The organism is Sphingomonas sp. So64.6b, assembly GCF_014171475.1.
GTDB classification, from domain to species: domain Bacteria; phylum Pseudomonadota; class Alphaproteobacteria; order Sphingomonadales; family Sphingomonadaceae; genus Sphingomonas; species Sphingomonas alpina_A.
In genome coordinates this window covers 3,862,095-3,880,670 of the sequence record NZ_CP048817.1, presented here as the reverse complement: position 1 = coordinate 3,880,670, position 18,576 = coordinate 3,862,095, and the positions used below count along the sequence as shown (strand labels likewise).

Sequence of the window (18,576 nt, the reverse complement as noted above, 5' to 3'; positions counted from 1 at the left end):
GTGATTAAAGCTGTAGGCTGACTGATTGATAAGCATCTGTGAGTGAAACGCACAAATGGCGCGTGACTGGATTGATCGAACCGGCGAAATGGAAGTTATTGCCGAGGTCGTCGCGCGGGGCAGTTTCTCTGCGGCGGCGCGCGCCCTCAATCTCACGCCATCGGCGGTCAGCCGCACCGTGACCAAGCTCGAAGCGCGACTGGGCGTACGCCTCTTTGTGCGCACCACACGCGCGCTCGCCCTGACCAGTGAGGGTGAGGCTTATCATCGCGCCGCACAACGTATCCTGCGCGATCTCGACGATGCCGAACGCATCGCCGCCGATCGGGGTGCGCCACGCGGACGGTTGCGCATCAGCGCAACGCTGGCGCACGGTCGGATCGCCGTCGTGCCGTTGCTCGGCGATTTCCTCGCGCGCTATCCCGATATCGTGGCCGATATCAGTCTGACCGATACGGTGATCGACCTGTTGGAAGAACGCGCGGATGTCGCGATCCGCATCGGCCCACTGGCTGATTCGAGTCTGACCGCGCGGCGCCTCGGCGATAGCGGCCGGTCGGTCGTCGCCTCACCGACCTATCTCGCGCGACACGGCATGCCGCAACGGCCCGACGATCTGCTGGCGCATAATTGCATCGGCTTCAATTTTCGACGCCACCAGACGGGCTGGCCGTTTCGCGACAATCGCGGCACGCGGGAACTGGCCGTTACGGGCAATATCGAGGCCAACAATGGCGAGACCGTCGCTCAGCTGGCGCGTGACGGAATTGGTATCGCGCGCGTCGGCACGTTCCACGTGACCGAGGATATCGCGGCGGGCCGGCTGGTGAGCATCCTCGACGCGTTCAATCCGGGTGACCGCGAGCCGATCCACGCACTGTTCGTCGGCGGGGCGACGATGCCCGCCCGGGTGAGGGTATTCATCGACTATCTCGTCGAACGTCTCGGTGACGAGGCGCTGCCGCGCTGACGCGAGACCTCAGATTTTTCTGGCGAGCACTTTCTTCAATCGATCATGCGCCGATTTCTTGATCTGGCAGATTCGCGCGGCGCCGACGCCCAGTACCATCCCAATCTCCTCGAGATTGAGTTCCTCGACATAATAGAGCTGGATCACCTGCGCCTCGCGTTCGGGCAAAGCCGAAATCGCCGCGATCAGCGTCTCGCGCAGATCGGCCTCGGCAAGCTGTTCGAACGCATCGGGATCGTCGCTCGCGAACCATGGTTTGTCGTCGCTATAAATGTCGTCGATCGGCTCGAAGCGCAGCGGTTCAGCGGTCGCATAGTCGATCCTGAGCTTCTCAATCGTCACGCCGAGTTTCTCCGCAATGGCTGTTTCGGCCGGTGCCTGCCCGGTCTCCGCGGTCAGCGCCTTGATCGCTTCGTTAAAGGCACGGCGGCGCTGCATCGCGCCGCGCGTCAACGTCGCCTGACGGCGCAATTCGTCGATCATCGATCCGCGCACGCGCGTGACGAGATATTGTTCGAATGTCACCTGACCGCGATCTTCGAAGCCGCTGACCGCCTCGACCAGCGCAACCATGCCGATCTGGATCAGATCCTCCACCTCGACCAGGCTGCTCATGCTGCCATGGACATGCCAGGCGATGCGCCGAACCAAAGGCAGATGCTTGCGCGCGAGTTTGTCGAGATCGGGCGCCGTGCCGCTGCGGCCATAGGTCAGGGGCGCAGCGTCAGCAAAGGCGGCGGGAAAGGGATGCGCGCTCATGCTGCCAGCGCCTCGGGTGCGCCGATCACGGCGACCACTTCGACGGCCTTTTCCTCCGGCACTTCGAAGAAGCTCATGACCGGCGTGTCGGGCAAGATGGTGCGCACCAGCTTGCGGATCGCGACGCGGATCGCCGGCTGCACGACCAATGCGAACGGCTTGGCGTCGGCGATCAGCGGTGCGGCGGCGCGCTGCAGTGCATCGACGATGCGGCGGCCGAGATCGGGCTCGATCGTGTGACGGCGCGACGGATCGGAACGCACCGCCTGGCCGAGCAATCCCTCGAGCTGGCCTTCGAGTGTCATCACTCGCAACGGCTCGCGCACGCCACACAGTTTCTGGATGATCAGCCCGCCCAGTTCGGGGCGGATCATCTCGATGATCTCGTCGGCATCGGGTGATTTCTGCGCGGCGACGGCGATGGCGGCGGCGATGCGACGGAATTCCTTCAACGGCACATTCTCCGCAAGCAGGCCGCGTAGCACCTGAGTGAGTGTGGTCAGCGGCAAGGGATTGGGCGAGAGCGCGGCGACCAGGTTGGCGGCGCGGTCTTTCAGACCGTCGAGCAAGTTCTGCACTTCGTCGGGGCCAAGCAGTTCGGATGCATGCGCGCCGAGCTGATGGTTAAGGTGCGTCGCGACCACCGTGCCAGGATCGACCACGAGATAACCCGCGCCGGTCGCGGCATCGGCGTCGCCCTGTGCGATCCACACCGCGTCGAGCCCGAACGTCGGATCCTTGGCGCGCTTGCCATTCAACGTGCCGACCGCCTGGCCGGTGTCGAGCGCGAGCATCTCGTCGGGCGAGACGCTGTCTTCGCCGACGGTGACGCCGCCGACATTGATGCGATAGGCGAAGGGCGGCAGGTTGATGTCGTCGCGGACCCGTACCTGCGGCACGACGAAGCCCAGTTCTTTCGACAGCTGGCGACGCACACCGGTGATCCGGCCCATCAACGGGCTGCCACGGCGCTCGTCGACCAGCGGCACCAGGCCGTAGCCGATGTCGAGCACGATCTGCATGTCGTCAGACACCTCGTTCCAGCCGATCTTCGACTGGTCGATCGGCTCGGCCGCGACGATCTCGACCGGCGCGGGCCGCTTGGCCTGCTGATTGAGTTTCCAGGCAGCGAAACCGGCGATTGCGGCTGCGGGCAGAATGATGAAGTGCGGCATGCCTGGCATGATGCCGAGCAAGGCAAGGATGATGGCGACCGGCGTCCAGGTGCGCGCCGAGGCGAACTGGCTGCCGATCTGGCCGGCGAGATCCTGGCTTGACGTGACGCGGGTGACGATCGCGGCGGCGGCGATCGACAGGATCAGCGAGGGAAGCTGCGCGACAAGCGCGTCGCCGATCGCGAGCAGCACATAGGTCTGAGCCGCATCGCCGATCGACATGCCGTGGCTGACCGGGCCGAGGATCAGGCCGCCGGCGATATTGGCGAACAGGATCAACAGGCCAGCGACCGCGTCGCCCTTCACGAACTTGGACGAACCATCCATCGAGCCGTAGAAATCGGCCTCGGTCGATACTTCGACGCGGCGCGCCTTGGCTTCTTCCGGGGTGATCAGGCCGGCATTGAGATCGGCGTCGATCGCCATCTGCTTGCCGGGCAGCGCGTCGAGGGTGAAGCGCGCGGAGACTTCCGACACGCGGCCCGCGCCCTTGGTGACGACGATCATGTTGATGATGACGAGGATCGAGAAGACGAACAGGCCGACGATATAATCGCCACCGATGACGAAGGTGCCGAATGCCTCGATCACATGACCGGCAGCGGCTTCGCCTTCATGGCCATGGCCGAGCACGACGCGGGTCGAGGCGACGTTGAGGCCAAGCCGGAACAGGGTGGCGAACAGCAACACGGTCGGAAAAGCCGAGAAATCGAGCGGCTTCTGCGCATTGAGCGCGACCATCAGTACTGCGAGGCTGATCGCGATATTCATGATGAAGAAGACGTCGAGCAGGAAGGTCGGGATCGGCACGACCATCAGGATGACAAGCAGCAATGTCGCGAGCGGCAGAGCGGAGCTGCGCAGCAGCGGCAACACGCCGCGCGACTTGAGAGCAATGGCCATGCGTTAAGCTCCCAGGCTCGCGAGCATCATATAAGCGAGCCGTGCAGTGGTCGGTGTGGGGCGCATCAGGCTTGCGCTCTGTGTCTGCCGGTTGGTGCTGCCGTTGATCTGGTCGAGCGTCGCCTTGGCCCAGGCACCGGCATTGTCGCCGCTCTCGCCCGTTCCCGGAATGACCGTCGCGCCATCGATTTCCATCGCCGATGCCATGGTCACCGGCTTCATCGCGAAAGCGTCGCTTGCACTGCTATTGGTCGTGCCGGTGGCGATGCTGGCGCCTTTGTCGAGCTTGGCGGCGAAGCGGCTATAAATCTGTTCGAGCGAACGCGGCTGGCCGTTCGAGCCATAGAAGATATTGCGATTGGCGCGCGCCGCGGCGGGGAACATGCTCGCGCCGCTGCGGCCCGGATTGTTCTCCATCGCACCGAGGAACGACCGCGCGCCGCCCAGGCCGAGGAAATGCGCCATATAAAGGTCGGTGCCGGTTGCGTCGCGGCCGAGCGACCGTTCGATCGCGTCCTTGTTGTCGGACGCATGCTCGGCCGCCATCAGCGAAGCGGTTTGCGGGTCGTTGCGCAAATTGAGGATCGCGCGGCGCATGGTCGGATCGCTCACCGTCATGCGGCCGCTGCTGGTGGTCTTGATGCTGTCGGCGGCCCAGCCCAGGCCATGTTCGGCGCCATGCTGCTTCATCACGCGCAGCCAGCTCTGATCGATAAACTGATACAGGCCCGACGCGCTTGAGGTGCTCGCACGGGCATTGGTGCGCATCCCGCTTTCGAGCTGCGCCTGACCCATCAGGTAATTGAAATCGACTCCGGTCTTCTGGCTCGCCAGCGCAATCGCCGACTGAACCGACTGGCCAGAACTTTTCCCGGTGATGGCGAACGGATTGAAACTCATCGGTCCTCGGCTGATTGCCCTTATTCAGGGAAACACCAGCAAGGACCGTGCCATTTCTGTACTTTCGCGAGCGTCGATTGGCGGCAGGACATGCTGTCCTTACGCGTAGGCAGCGATCCCGCCGCTGGGCCGGTAACCCGCACCGGCATCGCCGGTCAGAGTTTGCAGGCGACGGCGAACATTTGCCGCCATCAGGTTCACATAGATGCGGCAGGTCTCGTTGAGGCGATTGGCCTCTTCGGCGAGTTCGCGCAGCTCGGGGCCGACCGGCGCGGTGCCCATCGATGCGATCGTGTCGATCCCGGCAAGTTTCGCCTGGGTCGCGCGCTCCAGCGCCTCGATATCATTGGCCTTCAGCGCGGCGATTTCGGTGTGCAGCGAATCGATCACGCTGATCAGGGCGTCACGCCTCGTCATGGCCGGTCCATTCGTACTTCAACGCGATCAACCGATCGGCGATCTGCGCGGGATAGATCGGGAAAGTGCCTTCCTCGATCGCCCTGCGGATCTTTGCGATACGCTCGTGGTCGATTGGCGGCTTGGCGGAGAATTCCTTCGCCGCGGTGGCGAGCGAAGATTGGCTGACCATTTCCGTTTCCGGTGCGGTCGGCTTCTGCACGGCGGCCAGCGCCACGACGCGCTCGATCGGGGCAATGCCACGATCGCCGGTCTGAACCGGCTTTGCGCCGAGAGGATCCACCATGTTCGCCCCTTTCCGGGTCATGCCACACAGGGATAAACGACAGCATTGCGCAAACCTTTACAAAAATTATTCGGCTTGTTCGGGGGAGGGCGATTATTCCGCCCATCCGGGCAGGGTCGCGCGTCCGCTGGCCACCGCGACCGCCTGGACCGGTGCCCGGCCGCCATCGATCTTGACCAGGAAACGCCCGCCCGGGGCCGCATCGCCTGCCGCGACTCCCTCGCGCGTGATCGAGAAACCAGGCGATCCGGCCTCGATCGTCACCGGGTCGCCGCGCTTGATCACCGGGTCGACCTTTGGTGCCGGGATCACCGCCGCGACGGTTTGCGGCGCGGCCTTGCGCGGTTCGGTCGCCGCGAAACGGACCGGTACGAAGATGCGCCATTCCGGCCCGGTGCACGATACGACCACCGCGTCATGCGCGTCGGAACGCCATGACAGAGCAAGCGTGGCGCATTGCGCGAGCTTCAATCGTCCATCGACGACACTGCGTGCTCCACCCAGGTCGCCGATTCCGCGCCCGGTAAAGGCGGCGACGGCGCGGTCGAGCGAGACGGTATCCTGAAAGGGCGCTGCGCTGGCCGGTGCCGCGATCATGAGCGCGGGCAGCAATGCGGCAAGGAAGGGACGGAACATGATGTTGTCTCCAGAACGGCAGGATAGGGTTGCCGGGCGGCCGATCATTGCCGGTTGCCGGTATGATCGCCCTCGAAGCCGATCGTCACGATGACGGACCGGCGATTGGCAGTGACAGTGTTGACGATGGTCATGCGGCCCGGCGCGACCGCCTTGCCGCGCGCAAGTTCGGCGGCAACCGCGCGGGCGCGGTCGGCGGCGAGTACGGCGCCGCTGCCGGTGCCGGCATCGACATCGGTCGCGGAGCCATCGGTGCCGCCGCTGATCTTCAGCGTGACGCGGGGGTCGCGGGTTGCCTCGCGCGCCCAGGCGATCAGGCCGGTGGGCGATGACGGCAATGCCGCCGAACCCGGCGCGAAATTGAGCATCGCGGCGGCCGCGACCGGCATCGGCTCGACCGGCACCACAATCGTGCTGGCCGGCGCGCCGAAACCCTCGCGGATACCTTTGGCGAGCGCGTTCTGATCGAGATGTTGCGCTGCCTGCACGAATACGAAGAAACCGACCAGCAGCAGCGCCAGATCGGCGAGCGTCATCAGCCAGGCCGGGCGGCCCGGCACATCTTCGGGGAAATCCTCGATCGTCATGCGACGCCGGCCAATTCGGCGATCACGGGCCGTTCCATGCCGCGCGGGCGCTCACGCATGGCGAGCGCGATCAGGGGTCCTTCCAGCCGTGTCCGTTCGAACGCTTCGATCCGGGCCCGGCGTTTAAGTCGCGTCGCGATCGGTGCGGCGACCAGATTGGCGAGGATCGCGCCATATAACGTCGCGAGCAGTGCGATCGCCATCGCCGCGCCGATCGCGCTCGTGTCGGTCATCCGGGTGAACATCGCGACCAGGCCGATCAGCGTTCCGATCATGCCCATTGCCGGGGCGACCTCGGCGGCGCCGTTCCACACTTCGACCGCGGCGAGCTGACGCTCGATCCGCGCGCGGCGGCAATGCTGGACGATCTCCGCGACGTCGTCCGGCCCCTGGCCATCGACGATCGCGGCGACGGCGGCGGCGACATCGGGATCGGCGATCACCGAGCGATCGAGCGCCATCACGCCGTGGCGCCGGGCGATCCGCCCAAGCGCTGCGATCTGATCGATCAGTGGCGTAGCATCGAAGCGGCGGCGCGGTAGGCTGGCCAGCGCCGCCATCGCTCCGGCCAGGTCGCGCAGCGACGTGCGCAGCACGACGGCGAGCAACGTGCCGCCGCCGACAATGGCGATCGCGGCGGGATCGAGGAATGGGCCCAGCATCTGGGCGACTGTGGCTGCGGATGTCATCGGCGCGATTACTGCAAGGGGCGGGCCAGTTCGCCGACACCGTGCTGCACCTTGCCGTCGGGCCGGCGCCAACGGCAATGATTGCCGCCGACCGGCAAAGTGTTGCCGCCCGCTCTGCCGTCCGAATGCCTGTGGACCGCCATCGGAGCGGGATCGGGCCGTTGGCGGCCGGTTGGCACGGCCATTGCTTAGCTTTCCGCGCACAACAAGGTGCGGAGACCGATACGGTGGACGAGAACAATCTTTTCGGGGTTCATGGAGCAGCGCTCCAGGTGCGTTCGCAACGCATGGGGCTGCTCGCCTCGAACATCGCAAACGCCTCCACGCCGGGTTTCAAGGCGAAGGATCTGGACTTCCAGGTTGCGCTCCAGGCGGCGGAGGGTCCGGGGGGACTCTCCGCCAACGGGATGAGCGACGCGGTCCGCTATCGCAATCCGATGTCGCCATCGCTCGACGGCAACACCGTCGAGCTGTCGACCGAGCAGACCGCCTTCGCCGAAAACGCGATCCAGTATCAGACGACACTCTCGTTCCTGAACGGACGCATCAGCACGATCACGCGCGCGCTGAGGGGAGAATAAGTCATGTCCGATAACCCGCTCACCATTTTCCAGGTCGCCGGCAAGGCGATGTCGGCGCAGCTCACGCGGATGAACACCACCGCGTCGAACCTGGCCAATGCCGGGTCGGTCGCGTCGAGTGAGGCCGGCGCCTATCGCACGATCAAGCCGGTGTTCCGCACCGAATATGACAAGGCGACGGGCCTCGCCACGGTCAATGTCGAGAGCATCGTCAATGCCGGGGAAGCCCCCACCAAACGCTACGATCCGTCGCACCCGATGGCCGACAAGGACGGCAATGTCTGGGAAAGCGCGGTCGATGAAACCCGCGAGCTGGTCGACATGATGGAGACGGCGCGCGGTTATCAAAACAATGTCGAGGTGATGCAGACGGCAAAGTCGCTGATCCTCGATACCCTCAAGCTGGGCCGCTGATCATGAGCAGTTTCGATACCACGCTGAATAATCTCGGCATCAATCGCACGACCAGTACGCCGACGCCGTCGCCATCGGCGTCGGGTCAGCTCGGGCAGAGCGATTTCCTCAAGCTGATGACCGCGCAGCTCAAGAACCAGGACCCGTTCGCACCGGTCGACAACACGCAGATGGTCGCCCAGATGGCGCAATTCTCGTCGGTCGCAGGCATCAGCGAGATGAACTCGACGCTCAAGGCGATCTCCGACAAGCTCGCCGGTACCAGCCAGAGCGATGCGCTCGCCTATGTCGGCCGCACTGTCCTGACCGAAGGCAATGTCGCTTTCGGTCGCACCGCCGGCGGGATCGCCGGCGCGATCGAACTCGATGGTGACGCGACCCAGGTAAATATCTCGATCCAATCCGCCGACGGCCAGGTGCTCAAGAACATGCAGCTTGGCCCGCAGAGCAAGGGCACCGTCGAATTCGACTGGGACGGCAAGACGGACGCCGGTGCGGACGCCGGTAACGGCCCGTTCAAGGTCGTCGTCACCGCCGCTCAGAACAATAGCGCCGTGACCAGCCGTACGCTCGTGTGGGCGCCGGTCGCCGCAGTCTCGATGCCCGCCTCGGGCACACCCGTCCTCACATTGCCCGGCATCGGCCAGGTTCCCATCACCGCCGTTCGCCAGATCGGCTGATCGACTTCAACAGGAGCAAATTCCATGTCCTTCTACACTTCGCTCAGCGGCCTGCAGGCGGCGCAGACCGAGATGTCGACCATCTCGCACAACCTCGCCAATGTCGCGACCAACGGCTTCAAGCGCAGTCGCACCGACTTTGCCGATGTGATCGCATCGAACCTGAGCACCGACCCGACCAAGATGGTTGGTTCGGGCACGGTCGTTAAGGGCAACCGCCAGTTGTTCACGGAAGGCAATCTGAAGACGACCGGTTCGTCGCTCGATCTCGCGATCAGCGGCGACGGCTTCTTCGCGGTCAAGACCAACGGTATCAATTCCGCGGTCGCCTATACTCGCAACGGCAGCTTCAAGGTCGATCCTGCGACTCATAACGTCGTCGATGCCCAGAACAGCGCACTGCAGGTCTATCCGGTCGATGCCGACGGCAATGTCACGGCCACCGGCAGCGACGGCCTGATCAATCTGCGCCTGCCCGAAACGAGCGGCACGCCCGTCGCGACGTCGAAGGTCACGCTCGACGTGAACCTTTATTCGAGCGCGCAGGTGCCGACCGGCACGTTCGATCCGCTCAACGCATCGACCTACAATAACTCGACCGCGACGACGATCTACGACTCGGCAGGCAAGGCGATGACGATGACCAGCTATTATGTGCGTGAATCGGAAACCAGCTGGTCGGTCCACAGCTATGTCGGCAGCCAGCCGCTGACGGTCGGCGGATCGGCGACGCCCGCGACTGTCACCTTCGACGCATCCGGCACGATGACCGCACCGACCACGCCGATCAGCTATGATCCGTTCACACCCAGCACGGGTGGCGCAGCGCAGTCGCTCACCTTCGATCTTGCCGGCACCACGCAAAAGGCAAGCGCCTTCATGGTCGAGGGCCGCACCCAGGACGGCGCGACGGTCGGCGAATTGTCGGGCGTCACGGTCGACGAATCCGGTCTTGTCTCGGCCAGCTTTTCGAACGGCGATACGGTCGCGCTCGGCAAGGTCGCACTCGCCAATTTCGACAATCCGGCTGGCCTGCGCCAGAACGGCAACAGCTATTGGTCGGCCAGTGGCATCTCCGGCCAGGCCAAGCTCGGCGCCGCGAATGACAGCGGCTACGGCTCGATGATGTCGGGCACGATCGAAGGATCGAATGTCGATGTCACCGAAGAACTGGTCGGCCTGATCGCGGCACAGCGCAATTTCCAGGCGAATGCCAAGGCGCTCGATACCGCCAACCAGATCTCGCAGACGATCTTCAACATCCGCAATTGATCTTAGGCGGACAAGGAACCCTGAATGGACAAGCTGGTCTATACCGCGGCTTCGGGCCTCAAGGCGCATATGGCGTCGCAGGCGTCGATCGCGAACAACATCGCGAACGCCTCGACGATCGGATTCCGCTCCGATCGCGTGGTGTTCGACCGGCTGTCGGTCAAGGGTTCGGGCTTCGAAACCCGCACCACGGCGTCCGAATCGGTGGTCGATGCCGATCGGCGCGCCGGCACGGTGATGCAGACCGGCCGGCCGCTCGACATCGCCGTCAACGGCGAATCCTGGCTGACCGTCCAGTCGCCTGACGGCAGCGAAGCCTATACGCGGCGCGGCGATCTTCAGGTCGCGCCGACCGGCTTGCTCGAAACCGGCGACGGCTTTCCGGTGATGGGGTCGGGCGGCCCGATCACCATGCCGCCCTATCAATCGATGACGATCGCCTCGGACGGCACCATCTCGATCGTGCCGATCGGCGGCGATGCCAACAATCCGCAGGTGATCGACAAGCTCAAGCTGGTCAGCACCAAGGGGTCGGTGACCGTCAAGGGTCTCGATAATCTCCTCCATGTGAAGGGCGGTGGTGTGCTGCCCGAGGATATGGAGGGAAAGCTGACGTCCGGTGCCCTTGAGGGATCGAACGTCAACATGACTCAGGCGCTGGTCGATATGATCGAGAACCAGCGCGCCTATGAGGTCCAGGCCAACCTGATGAAGGAAGCCAAGGACATGGACGCAAGCGCCGCATCGCTGATGCGGATGCCTTCATAAGGAATCCAAAGACATGACCAGCGCAGCCATGCACATCGCCCGCACCGGGCTCGACGCCCAGGACATGCGGATGCGCGTGATCTCGAACAACCTCGCGAACGTGAATACCACCGGATACAAGCGTGACCGCGCGGCGTTCGAAACGCTCGCCTATCAGACCGTGACCACGCCGGGCACGGCGAGCACGTCCGAAACCAAATATGCCGTCGGCCTCAATCTCGGCACCGGCGTGCGCATCCAGGGCACGGCACGGATCGACACCCAGGGTGCGATGCAGACCACGGGCAATGCGCTTGATCTGGCGCTCGACGGCGACGGATATTTTCAGGTCCAGATGCCCGGCGGCACGCTCGGTTATACCCGGGCGGGCAATTTCTCGCGCTCGCCCGAGGGCATGATGGTCACTTCCGAAGGCTATCAGGTGATGCCCGGCATCACCGTTCCCGAAGGCGCCACCTCGATCACCGTCGGCACGGACGGCACGGTATCGGCGACCATCACTGGCCAGACCGAGGCGAGTGAACTCGGTCAGATTCAGATCGCGACCTTCCCCAACGGGGCGGGCCTGCTTGCACAGGGTGACAACTATCTCACCGAAACCGCCGCGAGTGGCGCCGTGAATCTCGGCGTCGCCGGGCTCGATGGACGCGGCAATATCCGCCAGGGCATGCTCGAAGCGTCGAACGTCAATGTCGTCGAGGAACTGGTCGACATGATCGAAACGCAGCGTGCGTATGAGGTCAATTCGAAAATGATCTCCGCGACCGACGACATGTTGAAATATGTTAACCAAAATCTGTGATGGTTAACGCCATGACCAGACTTTCCCTCATTTCTGCGGCCGCGCTCGTCGCCGCAACCTGTGTGCCGTCGACCGCCGACGCGCGCTTGTTCGGCAAAAAACAGCCCCCGGTCGATTTCTCCGCGACGATGCCGGCACCGCCTCCGGCCGTGGCGGCGCCCGCGAACGGATCGATCTTCCAGGCGTCGGACGGCTATGCCGCGCTTTACGAGGGTTGGCGCGCGCGCCGCGTCGGCGATCCGCTGACCATCGTGCTGGTCGAGCGTACGATCGCTTCCAAGTCCGCCAGTTCGAAACTCGATTCGGGCGGCGGCGCGAGCCTGACCCCGCCGACCACCGGCGCGCTCAACCTGTTTAATCAGACCGATGCGACGATCAGCGGCAAGCGCAATTTCACCGGTACCGGCAGCGCTGACCAGTCCAACACCTTGTCGGGCGAAGTCAGCGTCACAGTGGCCGAGGTTTTCCCCAACGGCACCATGCTGGTGAAGGGGCAAAAGCGCGTCACGCTCAACCGCGGCGACGAATTCGTCCAGATCCGCGGCATCGTGCGCATGGCCGATATCGACGCCTATAACCGCGTCCCCTCGACCCGCGTCGCCGACGCCCAGATCGCTTATACCGGCAAGGGCGACGTCGCCCGCGCCAGTCGCCAGGGCTGGTTCAGCCGCTTCTTCTCCGTGATCAGCCCGTTCTGATGAAAGCGCCCGTCATGCTCCGCATCCTTATCGCTGCGTTCGCCGCCCTGCTGGTCGCGACGCCCGCAAATGCCGACCGGATTAAGGATCTGGGCGGTTTTCAGGGTATTCGTTCGAACCAGCTGACGGGTTATGGCATCGTGGTCGGGCTGCCGGGCACGGGCGACGACAATCTCGAATATACCGTGCAGTCGTTGAAGGCGGTCGCGTCGCGCTTCGGCCTGCAGCTGCCGCCCAACGCCAATCCGGGCATGAAGAACGCGGCGGTCGTGCTGATCACCGCCGATCTGCCCGCTTTCGCCAAGCCCGGCCAGCGCCTCGACATCACCGTCGCCTCGATCGGCAAGGCCAAGTCCTTGCGTGGCGGCAGCCTGATCCTGACGCCGATGCTCGGCGCGGATGGTCAGATCTACGCGATGGCGCAGGGCAACCTCGCAGTCGGCGGCCTTGGTGCCGAAGGCAAGGATGGCTCGAGCATCGTCGTCAACGTGCCCTCGGCCGGCCGTATCCCGGAGGGGGCGACGGTCGAGCGCGCGGTGCAAACCGGCTTCGAGAATGCACCCTATCTGACCTTCAACCTGCAGCGTGCCGATTTCACCACCGCGCAGAACGTCGCGGCCGCGATTAACGGCCGGCTCGGCATGGGTTCCGCCCAGGCGATCGACGCCGTGTCGGTATCGGTCCGCGCGCCAGTCGGCGGCGATATCCGCGCGACGCTGATGAGCACGATCGAAAATCTCGATGTCGTCTCGGCCGAACCTTCGGCAAAGGTGATCGTCAACGCTCGCACCGGCACCGTGGTGATCAATTCCGCGGTCCGCGTCGGTCGCGCCGCCGTTACGCACGGCAAGCTCACCGTACGCATCGACGAACAGGAGCGCGTCGTTCAGCCCGAGCCGTTCAGCCAGGGCCAGACCGCCAAGGAACAGAAGAGCGGCGTCGCGGTCGAGGAGGAGCGTCGTCCGATGTTCCTGATCGAGCCCGGCCCGAAACTCGCCGATGTGGTCAAGGCGGTCAACGCGATCGGCGCGTCGCCGGCCGATCTGGTCGCGATTCTCGAAGCGCTCAAGGAAGCGGGCGCGCTCAAAGCCGAATTGATCGTGCTGTGAGCGCCCCCGTGAGCAGCTCCCTTCCCACCCCTGTGGCTCCGACCAGCGGCATCTCGCTCGACACGAGCCGGCTGTCGTCGCGCGGCAATCTTGAAAAGGCGGGCAAGCAATTCGAGGCGGTGTTCACCGGCATGATGCTGAAATCGATGCGCCAGGCGCACCTCGCCAGTGAATTGTTCGAGAGCAAGGGACTCGACACGTTCCGCGACATGCAGGACCAGAAGATCGCACAGTCGATGGCCGACAGCGCGCCGCTCGGTATCGGCAAGGCGATGGTCGATTTCCTCGCCAAATCGCAAGCCGATGCCGAAAAGACCGCCGCCGCGCAAAAGGCGGCGACTAGCGGAGCGACGACGCCATGAGCGACCTGCTCGGCATCGGCGCCAGCGGGGTGCGCGCGTATCAAAGCGCGTTGACCACCGTTTCCGACAATATCGCCAATGCCGCGACGCCCGGTTACGCGCGCCGCACATCGACGATGAACGAGATCAGCGCGGCCGGTGGCAGCGTGTTCCAGCGCGACGTCTCCAATGGCGGCGGCGTAATGATCTCGGGCGTAAACCGCTCCGCCGATATGTTCCGCGCCGCCGATGTCCGTTCGGCCAGCGCCGATCTGTCGCGCACCGAAACCGGCATCACCTGGCTCGACCGGATCGAGAACGCGCTGACCGGCAACCAGTTGTCCGATCGGCTGACCGGCTTTTTCAATTCGGCCAAGACCGTCGCCGCCGATCCGTCGGCGACCACGCCGCGCGTCGCCATGCTCGAATCCGCGACGTCGGTCGCCAACGCCTTTGCCGGTACCGGCCGGGCGCTCGATTCGATTGCTGCCGATCTCGATGCGACCGCCGACAATGCTGTGAAGAGCCTCGATCAGCTCGGCGCGGCACTGGCCAAGGTCAATGATGGCCTCGGCCGTGCTTCGCCCGGCACCGCCAATGCGGCGCAGCTTGCCGACCAGCGCGACCAGTTGCTCGAACAGATGAGCGCAATCAGCGACGTCTCTGCAACGATCGATACGACCGGCCGCGCGACCGTGCGGCTCGGTGGTGCGAGCGGTCCGGTGTTTGTCGCCGGCAATCAATCCGGTCATGTCAGCTATGCCCGCAACGAAGAGGGCACGGCTTCTTTCACACTGCAGAGCAATGGCGTCACGGTCGCCATCTCGCCACAGGGTGGGGTGCTTGCCGGCATCGCCGACGGCGCGCAGCGTATCGCCGATGCGCGCGAACAGGTCGACGCGATCGCTACCCAGTTCGTTGCGGGCGTCAACACCGTCCAGGCTGGCGGGCGCGACCTCGACGGCAATGCCGGCGCGGCGCTGTTCAGCGTCGGCGTGCAGCCGACTGAGATCAGCGTGTCGCTGACCGATCCGCGCGGCATCGCCGCCGCGTCGGTTGGGGGCGGCACGCGCGACAACAGCAATCTCGCCGCGCTCGAAGCGGTGCGCAATTCGGGCGGCTTCGAAGGCAAGACCACTGCATTGGTCGCGAGCAACGCCGCGACTTTGGCCGGTCGCCGCACCGTGGCCGAGGCGCAATCCTCGATCCGCGACGGCGCGGTCGCCGCACGCGACGCCGTGTCGGGCGTCAATATCGACAGCGAGGCGGTCGACCTGCTGCGCTTCCAGCAGGCCTATCAGGCATCGGCCCGTGTCATCCAGGTTGCGCGCGAGACGCTGCAATCGATCCTCAGCATTCAGTGAGTTCAGCCATGCAGATCAGCACCAGCCAACTCTATGACCGGTCGACCAGCCTGATGGCCAAGCTGTCGCAAAAGGCCGACCGGTTGCAGACGGAGATCTCGACCGAAAAGAAGCTGCAGGCACCGTCCGACGATGCGGTCGGTTATCGCCAGCTCGCCGCGCTCAAGATCGGCGCGGCGAACGATACCGCCTATGCATCCAATGTCGGTCTCGCGCAGAGCTTGCTCGAGCAGTCGGACAGTGCGCTCTCGTCGGTCGAAACACAGCTTCAGCGTGCGCAGGAGCTGGTCATTCAGGCCGGCGGCGCGACGCTGTCCGACGACAACCGCAAGGTGCTCGCGGGGCAGGTCCGTGCGATTCTCGACGACATTGTCGGCGTGGCCAACAGCAAGGATCTGCGCGGCCAGCCGCTGTTCGGCGCATCGAGCGGCGACAGCGCGGTATCAGTCGCGAGCGACGGTACGGTCAGTTTCGTCGGCACCGGCGAACCCTCGGCGATTCCGATCGGCGATGGTAATTCGGTGCAGGCGACCGATAGCGCGGCGCGCCTGTTCGGCGGAATCGAAACGGCTGGCGGCACGACCGATATGTTCGCGCTGCTCAGCAGCTTTGCCGATTCGCTCGACGCGGGCGGCAGCCCGACTGCGAATACCGCGGCGGGCGACGGTTTGAAGGCGGCACTGGCGCAGGTCACCCAGGCGCGCGGCTCGGTCGGTGCACGCGGCGCACGGATGGATCTGGAGGCGCAGCGGCTCAAGGATGTCGGTACGACACGTGAGATCACTCGCCAGGGGATCGAGGATACCGACATCACCGCCGCGATTACCGAATTGCAGAAGACGATGACCGTCCTGTCGGCGACTCAGGCGAGCTTCACCAAGCTCAGCTCGCTCTCACTGTTCAATTATCTGAGCTGATCACGCTCTGGTTAACCAGTTGGCTACGAAGTCCGGTTAACCATTGATCGCGACGGCCCGGTTCGGGCTGCATGAGCCGATCCTTGGGGGAAGTTTCACACACATGTTTCCGGTAATCGGCCTCGTCGTCCTTCTGGTGATGATCTTCGGCGGCTTCGCGATCACCGGCGGGGCACTCGGCCCGGTTATGGAGGCGATCCCGCACGAAATGCTCATCATCGGCGGCGCCGCGGTCGGCGCGCTGATCATCGGCAATTCGGGCAAGGAATTGAAAGCGCTGGGCAGCAGCTTCAGCAAGATCTTCAAGGGCCCGAAATACAAGAAACAGGATTATCTCGACACCATCTTCCTGGTGTCGAAACTGATGAAGATGCTCCGCACGGAAGGGCCGATCGCGCTCGAACCGCATGTCGAGGATCCGAAGTCATCGGCGATCTTCGCCGAATATCCCCGCCTGCTCGCTGATCATACATTGGTCAATCTGATCGCCGACACGCTGCGCCTGGTCGTGGTGTCATCGGGCACGCTCGACGTGCATGCGGTCGAGGAAGTCATGGATAACATGATCAAGACCCATCACCACGAAGTGCAGGGACCGCAGGGAACGCTCGCGACGCTGGCCGATGCCCTGCCCGCTCTGGGTATCGTCGCTGCCGTGCTCGGCGTGGTCAAGACGATGGGCTCGATCGACAAGCCGCCGGCGATTCTCGGCGCGATGATCGGCTCGGCGCTGGTCGGTACCTTCATGGGCGTGCTGCTTGCTTATGGCATCGTCTCGCCGCTCGCCAACCGGCTTCAGCAGGTGATCGATGCCGACGGCGCGATCTATCATGTCGTCAAGCAGATCATCATCGCGTCGCTGCACGGTCACCCGCAGCCGCTGGTCATCGAAGCGGCGCGCTCGGGCATCGCGCATTCGAACCAGCCAGGCTTCGCTGAAGTATTTGACGGCCTGAGAGGGCGCTAAAATGGCTGCCCGCGCGCCGCACGGCTCGAACCAGCCGCCCAAGATCATCTACAAGAAGATCTATATCGAGGGTCATGGTGGTCATCATGGCGGCGCGTGGAAAGTCGCCTATGCCGATTTCGTGACCGCGATGATGGCGTTCTTCCTGCTCATGTGGCTGCTCGGTGCGACCACCGAGAAGCAGCGCAAGGCCTTGGCCGATTATTTCGCGCCGACCTTGATCGAGCTCAAACAGAATAGTGCCGGCTCGAACGGCATGTTCGGCGGCTCGTCGATCACTGACAAGGACAATTACCCGCACAAAGCGCAGCAGACAGGCACGCGGTCAATGACCGTGCCGGTCGAGGCGACTGGCGGGACGCGGGTCGGCACCGGGCAAAAGGGTTCGATGAAGAACAAGATGGCGCTTGGCCTCGAGGATCAGAAGAATTTCGAGACGATGCGCAAGCGCGTCATGCAGGAAATGGCCGCCAGCCCGAAACTGTCCAAGCTCGGCAAGCATGTCCGCTTCATGCGCACGCGTGACGGCATGCGTATCGACCTGCTCGACGATGCCGATTATTCGATGTTCTCGCTCGGCACGACCGCGCTCGAACCCGAGGCGTCGAAGCTGATCGGGCTGATCGCCGAATCGATCGGGTCGATGGAAAACCCGATCATGATCCGCGGCCATACCGACAGCTTGCCTTATGGCGACCCGCTGGCGATGAACAACTGGATGCTCTCGTCGAGCCGCGCCGAAGCGACACGCCGGCGGCTGGCGTCCGGCGGCATAGCCGAAAACCGCTTCAACCGGATCGAGGGCGTGGCCGACCGCGAGCCGATGATCGTTGCCAACGCGATGGACCCACGCAACCGGCGCGTGGCGATCACCCTGCTCTATCGCGCCGGCAGCTTCGGGGAATAGGCTTCCGCGCTCAGGCGGGGTGCAGTTCGCGCAGCGCCTGCCATTCCGGATCGGCGATCGCCTCCAGCTCGATCGGATAGACCGGATGGCCATCGAGCGCCGCACTGAAGCGCGTGACGAAATCATTCTCGTCGGCGCAGTAGAACCGCCATTGCTTGGCGCCATTGCCGGTGATCGCTGCCGCCTCGGTCGCCCAATCATCCTGATCGATCGACGCGAAGATCGCCGCTTCGAAATCCTCGATCGTATCGAGCGTTGTCACATCCGGCATACCCGTTGCGGTATCGTCATAGGTCCAGGTGATCAGAATCAGGATCGTGCGGTCGCCGCGATCCAATGCCGCTGGTATCTCGGACAGGGCACGGATGATGGTGCGTTTGCCGCCGGCCATGCCCGTGGCGATCACCCAATCGTCTGCATTGCGTGTCGGCATG

23 protein-coding genes are annotated in these 18,576 nt (G+C 64.2%); 14 read left to right on the top strand and 9 right to left on the bottom strand.

All coding sequences use genetic code 11. The features are described 5' to 3' along the window. The first annotated feature begins 55 nt into the window (after positions 1-55). Complete coding sequence (locus G4G27_RS18475) at positions 56-970, top strand: LysR family transcriptional regulator (protein ID WP_183109994.1); 915 nt, start codon at positions 56-58, stop codon at positions 968-970. 9 nt (positions 971-979) lie between these two features. On the opposite strand, the gene fliA is transcribed toward G4G27_RS18475, so the two are convergent. From fliA to G4G27_RS18435, 8 genes are all read right to left on the bottom strand, one after another. Then, the gene (fliA, locus tag G4G27_RS18470; RefSeq protein ID WP_183109993.1) at positions 980-1,729 is read right to left on the bottom strand and encodes an RNA polymerase sigma factor FliA; all 750 of its coding nucleotides are present in this window, start codon (positions 1,727-1,729) and stop codon (positions 980-982) included. After that, complete coding sequence (flhA, locus tag G4G27_RS18465) at positions 1,726-3,807, bottom strand: flagellar biosynthesis protein FlhA (RefSeq protein ID WP_183109992.1); 2,082 nt, start codon at positions 3,805-3,807, stop codon at positions 1,726-1,728. The genes fliA and flhA overlap by 4 nt, the downstream gene beginning before the upstream one ends. Before the next feature lie 3 nt (positions 3,808-3,810). Next, positions 3,811-4,707, bottom strand: coding sequence for a lytic transglycosylase domain-containing protein (locus G4G27_RS18460; RefSeq protein ID WP_183109991.1), 897 nt, complete (start codon positions 4,705-4,707; stop codon positions 3,811-3,813). A gap of 99 nt (positions 4,708-4,806) precedes the next feature. Then, positions 4,807-5,124: a flagellar protein FlgN gene (locus tag G4G27_RS18455; RefSeq protein ID WP_183109990.1), complete on the bottom strand. Its 318-nt coding sequence runs from the start codon at positions 5,122-5,124 to the stop codon at positions 4,807-4,809. Next, positions 5,111-5,410 (bottom strand): flagellar biosynthesis anti-sigma factor FlgM, encoded by a 300-nt coding sequence (flgM, locus tag G4G27_RS18450; protein ID WP_183109989.1) that lies wholly within the window; start codon positions 5,408-5,410, stop codon positions 5,111-5,113. Before flgM ends, G4G27_RS18455 begins: the two co-directional genes overlap by 14 nt. Positions 5,411-5,503: 93 nt before the next feature. Further along, complete coding sequence (locus G4G27_RS18445; RefSeq protein WP_183109988.1) at positions 5,504-6,046, bottom strand: flagella basal body P-ring formation protein FlgA; 543 nt, start codon at positions 6,044-6,046, stop codon at positions 5,504-5,506. Between the two features lie 44 nt (positions 6,047-6,090). Next, the gene (locus G4G27_RS18440; protein ID WP_183109987.1) at positions 6,091-6,633 is read right to left on the bottom strand and encodes a flagellar motor protein MotB; all 543 of its coding nucleotides are present in this window, start codon (positions 6,631-6,633) and stop codon (positions 6,091-6,093) included. Further along, positions 6,630-7,322, bottom strand: coding sequence for a MotA/TolQ/ExbB proton channel family protein (locus G4G27_RS18435; RefSeq protein WP_183109986.1), 693 nt, complete (start codon positions 7,320-7,322; stop codon positions 6,630-6,632). The genes G4G27_RS18440 and G4G27_RS18435 overlap by 4 nt, the downstream gene beginning before the upstream one ends. 287 nt (positions 7,323-7,609) lie before the next feature. Here G4G27_RS18435 and G4G27_RS24230 point away from each other — a divergent pair, with 287 nt between their 5' ends. The 13 genes from G4G27_RS24230 (at position 7,610) to G4G27_RS18370 (ending at position 18,142) form a co-directional block, all read left to right on the top strand. Next, positions 7,610-7,903, top strand: coding sequence for a flagellar basal body protein (locus G4G27_RS24230; protein WP_244624730.1), 294 nt, complete (start codon positions 7,610-7,612; stop codon positions 7,901-7,903). 3 nt (positions 7,904-7,906) lie between these two features. Further along, entirely contained in the window at positions 7,907-8,317 is a 411-nt protein-coding gene (gene flgC, locus G4G27_RS18425) for a flagellar basal body rod protein FlgC (protein WP_183109985.1), read from the top strand. A gap of 2 nt (positions 8,318-8,319) precedes the next feature. Then, entirely contained in the window at positions 8,320-8,997 is a 678-nt protein-coding gene (locus tag G4G27_RS18420) for a flagellar hook capping FlgD N-terminal domain-containing protein (protein WP_345940652.1), read from the top strand. A 24-nt stretch (positions 8,998-9,021) separates the two neighbouring features. Then, the gene (locus tag G4G27_RS18415; protein WP_183109984.1) at positions 9,022-10,269 is read left to right on the top strand and encodes a flagellar hook protein FlgE; all 1,248 of its coding nucleotides are present in this window, start codon (positions 9,022-9,024) and stop codon (positions 10,267-10,269) included. Positions 10,270-10,293: 24 nt separating this feature from the next. After that, positions 10,294-11,037 (top strand): flagellar basal body rod protein FlgF, encoded by a 744-nt coding sequence (locus G4G27_RS18410; RefSeq protein WP_183109983.1) that lies wholly within the window; start codon positions 10,294-10,296, stop codon positions 11,035-11,037. Between the two features lie 13 nt (positions 11,038-11,050). Beyond that, positions 11,051-11,839, top strand: coding sequence for a flagellar basal-body rod protein FlgG (flgG, locus tag G4G27_RS18405; RefSeq protein WP_183109982.1), 789 nt, complete (start codon positions 11,051-11,053; stop codon positions 11,837-11,839). An 11-nt stretch (positions 11,840-11,850) separates the two neighbouring features. After that, complete coding sequence (locus G4G27_RS18400) at positions 11,851-12,537, top strand: flagellar basal body L-ring protein FlgH (RefSeq protein WP_244624412.1); 687 nt, start codon at positions 11,851-11,853, stop codon at positions 12,535-12,537. Between the two features lie 14 nt (positions 12,538-12,551). Beyond that, complete coding sequence (locus G4G27_RS18395; protein WP_183109980.1) at positions 12,552-13,646, top strand: flagellar basal body P-ring protein FlgI; 1,095 nt, start codon at positions 12,552-12,554, stop codon at positions 13,644-13,646. A gap of 8 nt (positions 13,647-13,654) precedes the next feature. Beyond that, the gene (locus G4G27_RS18390) at positions 13,655-14,008 is read left to right on the top strand and encodes a rod-binding protein (protein ID WP_183109979.1); all 354 of its coding nucleotides are present in this window, start codon (positions 13,655-13,657) and stop codon (positions 14,006-14,008) included. Then, a complete protein-coding gene (gene flgK, locus G4G27_RS18385; protein WP_183109978.1) occupies positions 14,005-15,351 on the top strand; it encodes a flagellar hook-associated protein FlgK in 1,347 nt (448 codons plus the stop codon). The genes G4G27_RS18390 and flgK overlap by 4 nt, the downstream gene beginning before the upstream one ends. A gap of 8 nt (positions 15,352-15,359) precedes the next feature. After that, positions 15,360-16,268, top strand: a complete 909-nt coding sequence (gene flgL / locus G4G27_RS18380) for a flagellar hook-associated protein FlgL (RefSeq protein ID WP_183109977.1) — start codon at positions 15,360-15,362, stop codon at positions 16,266-16,268. Between the two features lie 103 nt (positions 16,269-16,371). Next, positions 16,372-17,235, top strand: coding sequence for a flagellar motor stator protein MotA (gene motA / locus G4G27_RS18375; protein WP_183109976.1), 864 nt, complete (start codon positions 16,372-16,374; stop codon positions 17,233-17,235). 1 nt (position 17,236) lies between these two features. Beyond that, the gene (locus G4G27_RS18370; RefSeq protein ID WP_183109975.1) at positions 17,237-18,142 is read left to right on the top strand and encodes a flagellar motor protein MotB; all 906 of its coding nucleotides are present in this window, start codon (positions 17,237-17,239) and stop codon (positions 18,140-18,142) included. Between the two features lie 10 nt (positions 18,143-18,152). Here G4G27_RS18370 and G4G27_RS18365 read toward each other — a convergent pair whose 3' ends face one another. Continuing rightward, positions 18,153-18,575, bottom strand: coding sequence for a DUF695 domain-containing protein (locus G4G27_RS18365; RefSeq protein ID WP_183109974.1), 423 nt, complete (start codon positions 18,573-18,575; stop codon positions 18,153-18,155). Position 18,576 lies beyond the last annotated feature (1 nt).

Bases quoted from the DNA above. Each gene is read 5' to 3' on its own strand.
- fliA (WP_183109993.1), bottom strand. From the start codon at position 1,729: ATGAGCGCGCATCCCTTTCCCGCCGCCTTTGCTGACGCTGCGCCCCTG.
- G4G27_RS18370 (WP_183109975.1), top strand. From the start codon at position 17,237: ATGGCTGCCCGCGCGCCGCACGGCTCGAACCAGCCGCCCAAGATCATC.
- G4G27_RS18435 (WP_183109986.1), bottom strand. From the start codon at position 7,322: ATGACATCCGCAGCCACAGTCGCCCAGATGCTGGGCCCATTCCTCGAT.
- G4G27_RS18420 (WP_345940652.1), top strand. From the start codon at position 8,320: ATGAGCAGTTTCGATACCACGCTGAATAATCTCGGCATCAATCGCACG.
- flgK (WP_183109978.1), top strand. From the start codon at position 14,005: ATGAGCGACCTGCTCGGCATCGGCGCCAGCGGGGTGCGCGCGTATCAA.
- motA (WP_183109976.1), top strand. From the start codon at position 16,372: ATGTTTCCGGTAATCGGCCTCGTCGTCCTTCTGGTGATGATCTTCGGC.
- flgM (WP_183109989.1), bottom strand. From the start codon at position 5,410: ATGGTGGATCCTCTCGGCGCAAAGCCGGTTCAGACCGGCGATCGTGGC.
- G4G27_RS24230 (WP_244624730.1), top strand. From the start codon at position 7,610: ATGGGGCTGCTCGCCTCGAACATCGCAAACGCCTCCACGCCGGGTTTC.
- flgG (WP_183109982.1), top strand. From the start codon at position 11,051: ATGACCAGCGCAGCCATGCACATCGCCCGCACCGGGCTCGACGCCCAG.
- G4G27_RS18460 (WP_183109991.1), bottom strand. From the start codon at position 4,707: ATGAGTTTCAATCCGTTCGCCATCACCGGGAAAAGTTCTGGCCAGTCG.
- flhA (WP_183109992.1), bottom strand. From the start codon at position 3,807: ATGGCCATTGCTCTCAAGTCGCGCGGCGTGTTGCCGCTGCTGCGCAGC.
- G4G27_RS18400 (WP_244624412.1), top strand. From the start codon at position 11,851: ATGACCAGACTTTCCCTCATTTCTGCGGCCGCGCTCGTCGCCGCAACC.
- G4G27_RS18395 (WP_183109980.1), top strand. From the start codon at position 12,552: ATGCTCCGCATCCTTATCGCTGCGTTCGCCGCCCTGCTGGTCGCGACG.
- flgC (WP_183109985.1), top strand. From the start codon at position 7,907: ATGTCCGATAACCCGCTCACCATTTTCCAGGTCGCCGGCAAGGCGATG.
- G4G27_RS18440 (WP_183109987.1), bottom strand. From the start codon at position 6,633: ATGACGATCGAGGATTTCCCCGAAGATGTGCCGGGCCGCCCGGCCTGG.
- G4G27_RS18365 (WP_183109974.1), bottom strand. From the start codon at position 18,575: ATGCCGACACGCAATGCAGACGATTGGGTGATCGCCACGGGCATGGCC.
- G4G27_RS18455 (WP_183109990.1), bottom strand. From the start codon at position 5,124: ATGACGAGGCGTGACGCCCTGATCAGCGTGATCGATTCGCTGCACACC.
- G4G27_RS18445 (WP_183109988.1), bottom strand. From the start codon at position 6,046: ATGTTCCGTCCCTTCCTTGCCGCATTGCTGCCCGCGCTCATGATCGCG.
- G4G27_RS18415 (WP_183109984.1), top strand. From the start codon at position 9,022: ATGTCCTTCTACACTTCGCTCAGCGGCCTGCAGGCGGCGCAGACCGAG.
- G4G27_RS18475 (WP_183109994.1), top strand. From the start codon at position 56: ATGGCGCGTGACTGGATTGATCGAACCGGCGAAATGGAAGTTATTGCC.
- flgL (WP_183109977.1), top strand. From the start codon at position 15,360: ATGCAGATCAGCACCAGCCAACTCTATGACCGGTCGACCAGCCTGATG.
- G4G27_RS18410 (WP_183109983.1), top strand. From the start codon at position 10,294: ATGGACAAGCTGGTCTATACCGCGGCTTCGGGCCTCAAGGCGCATATG.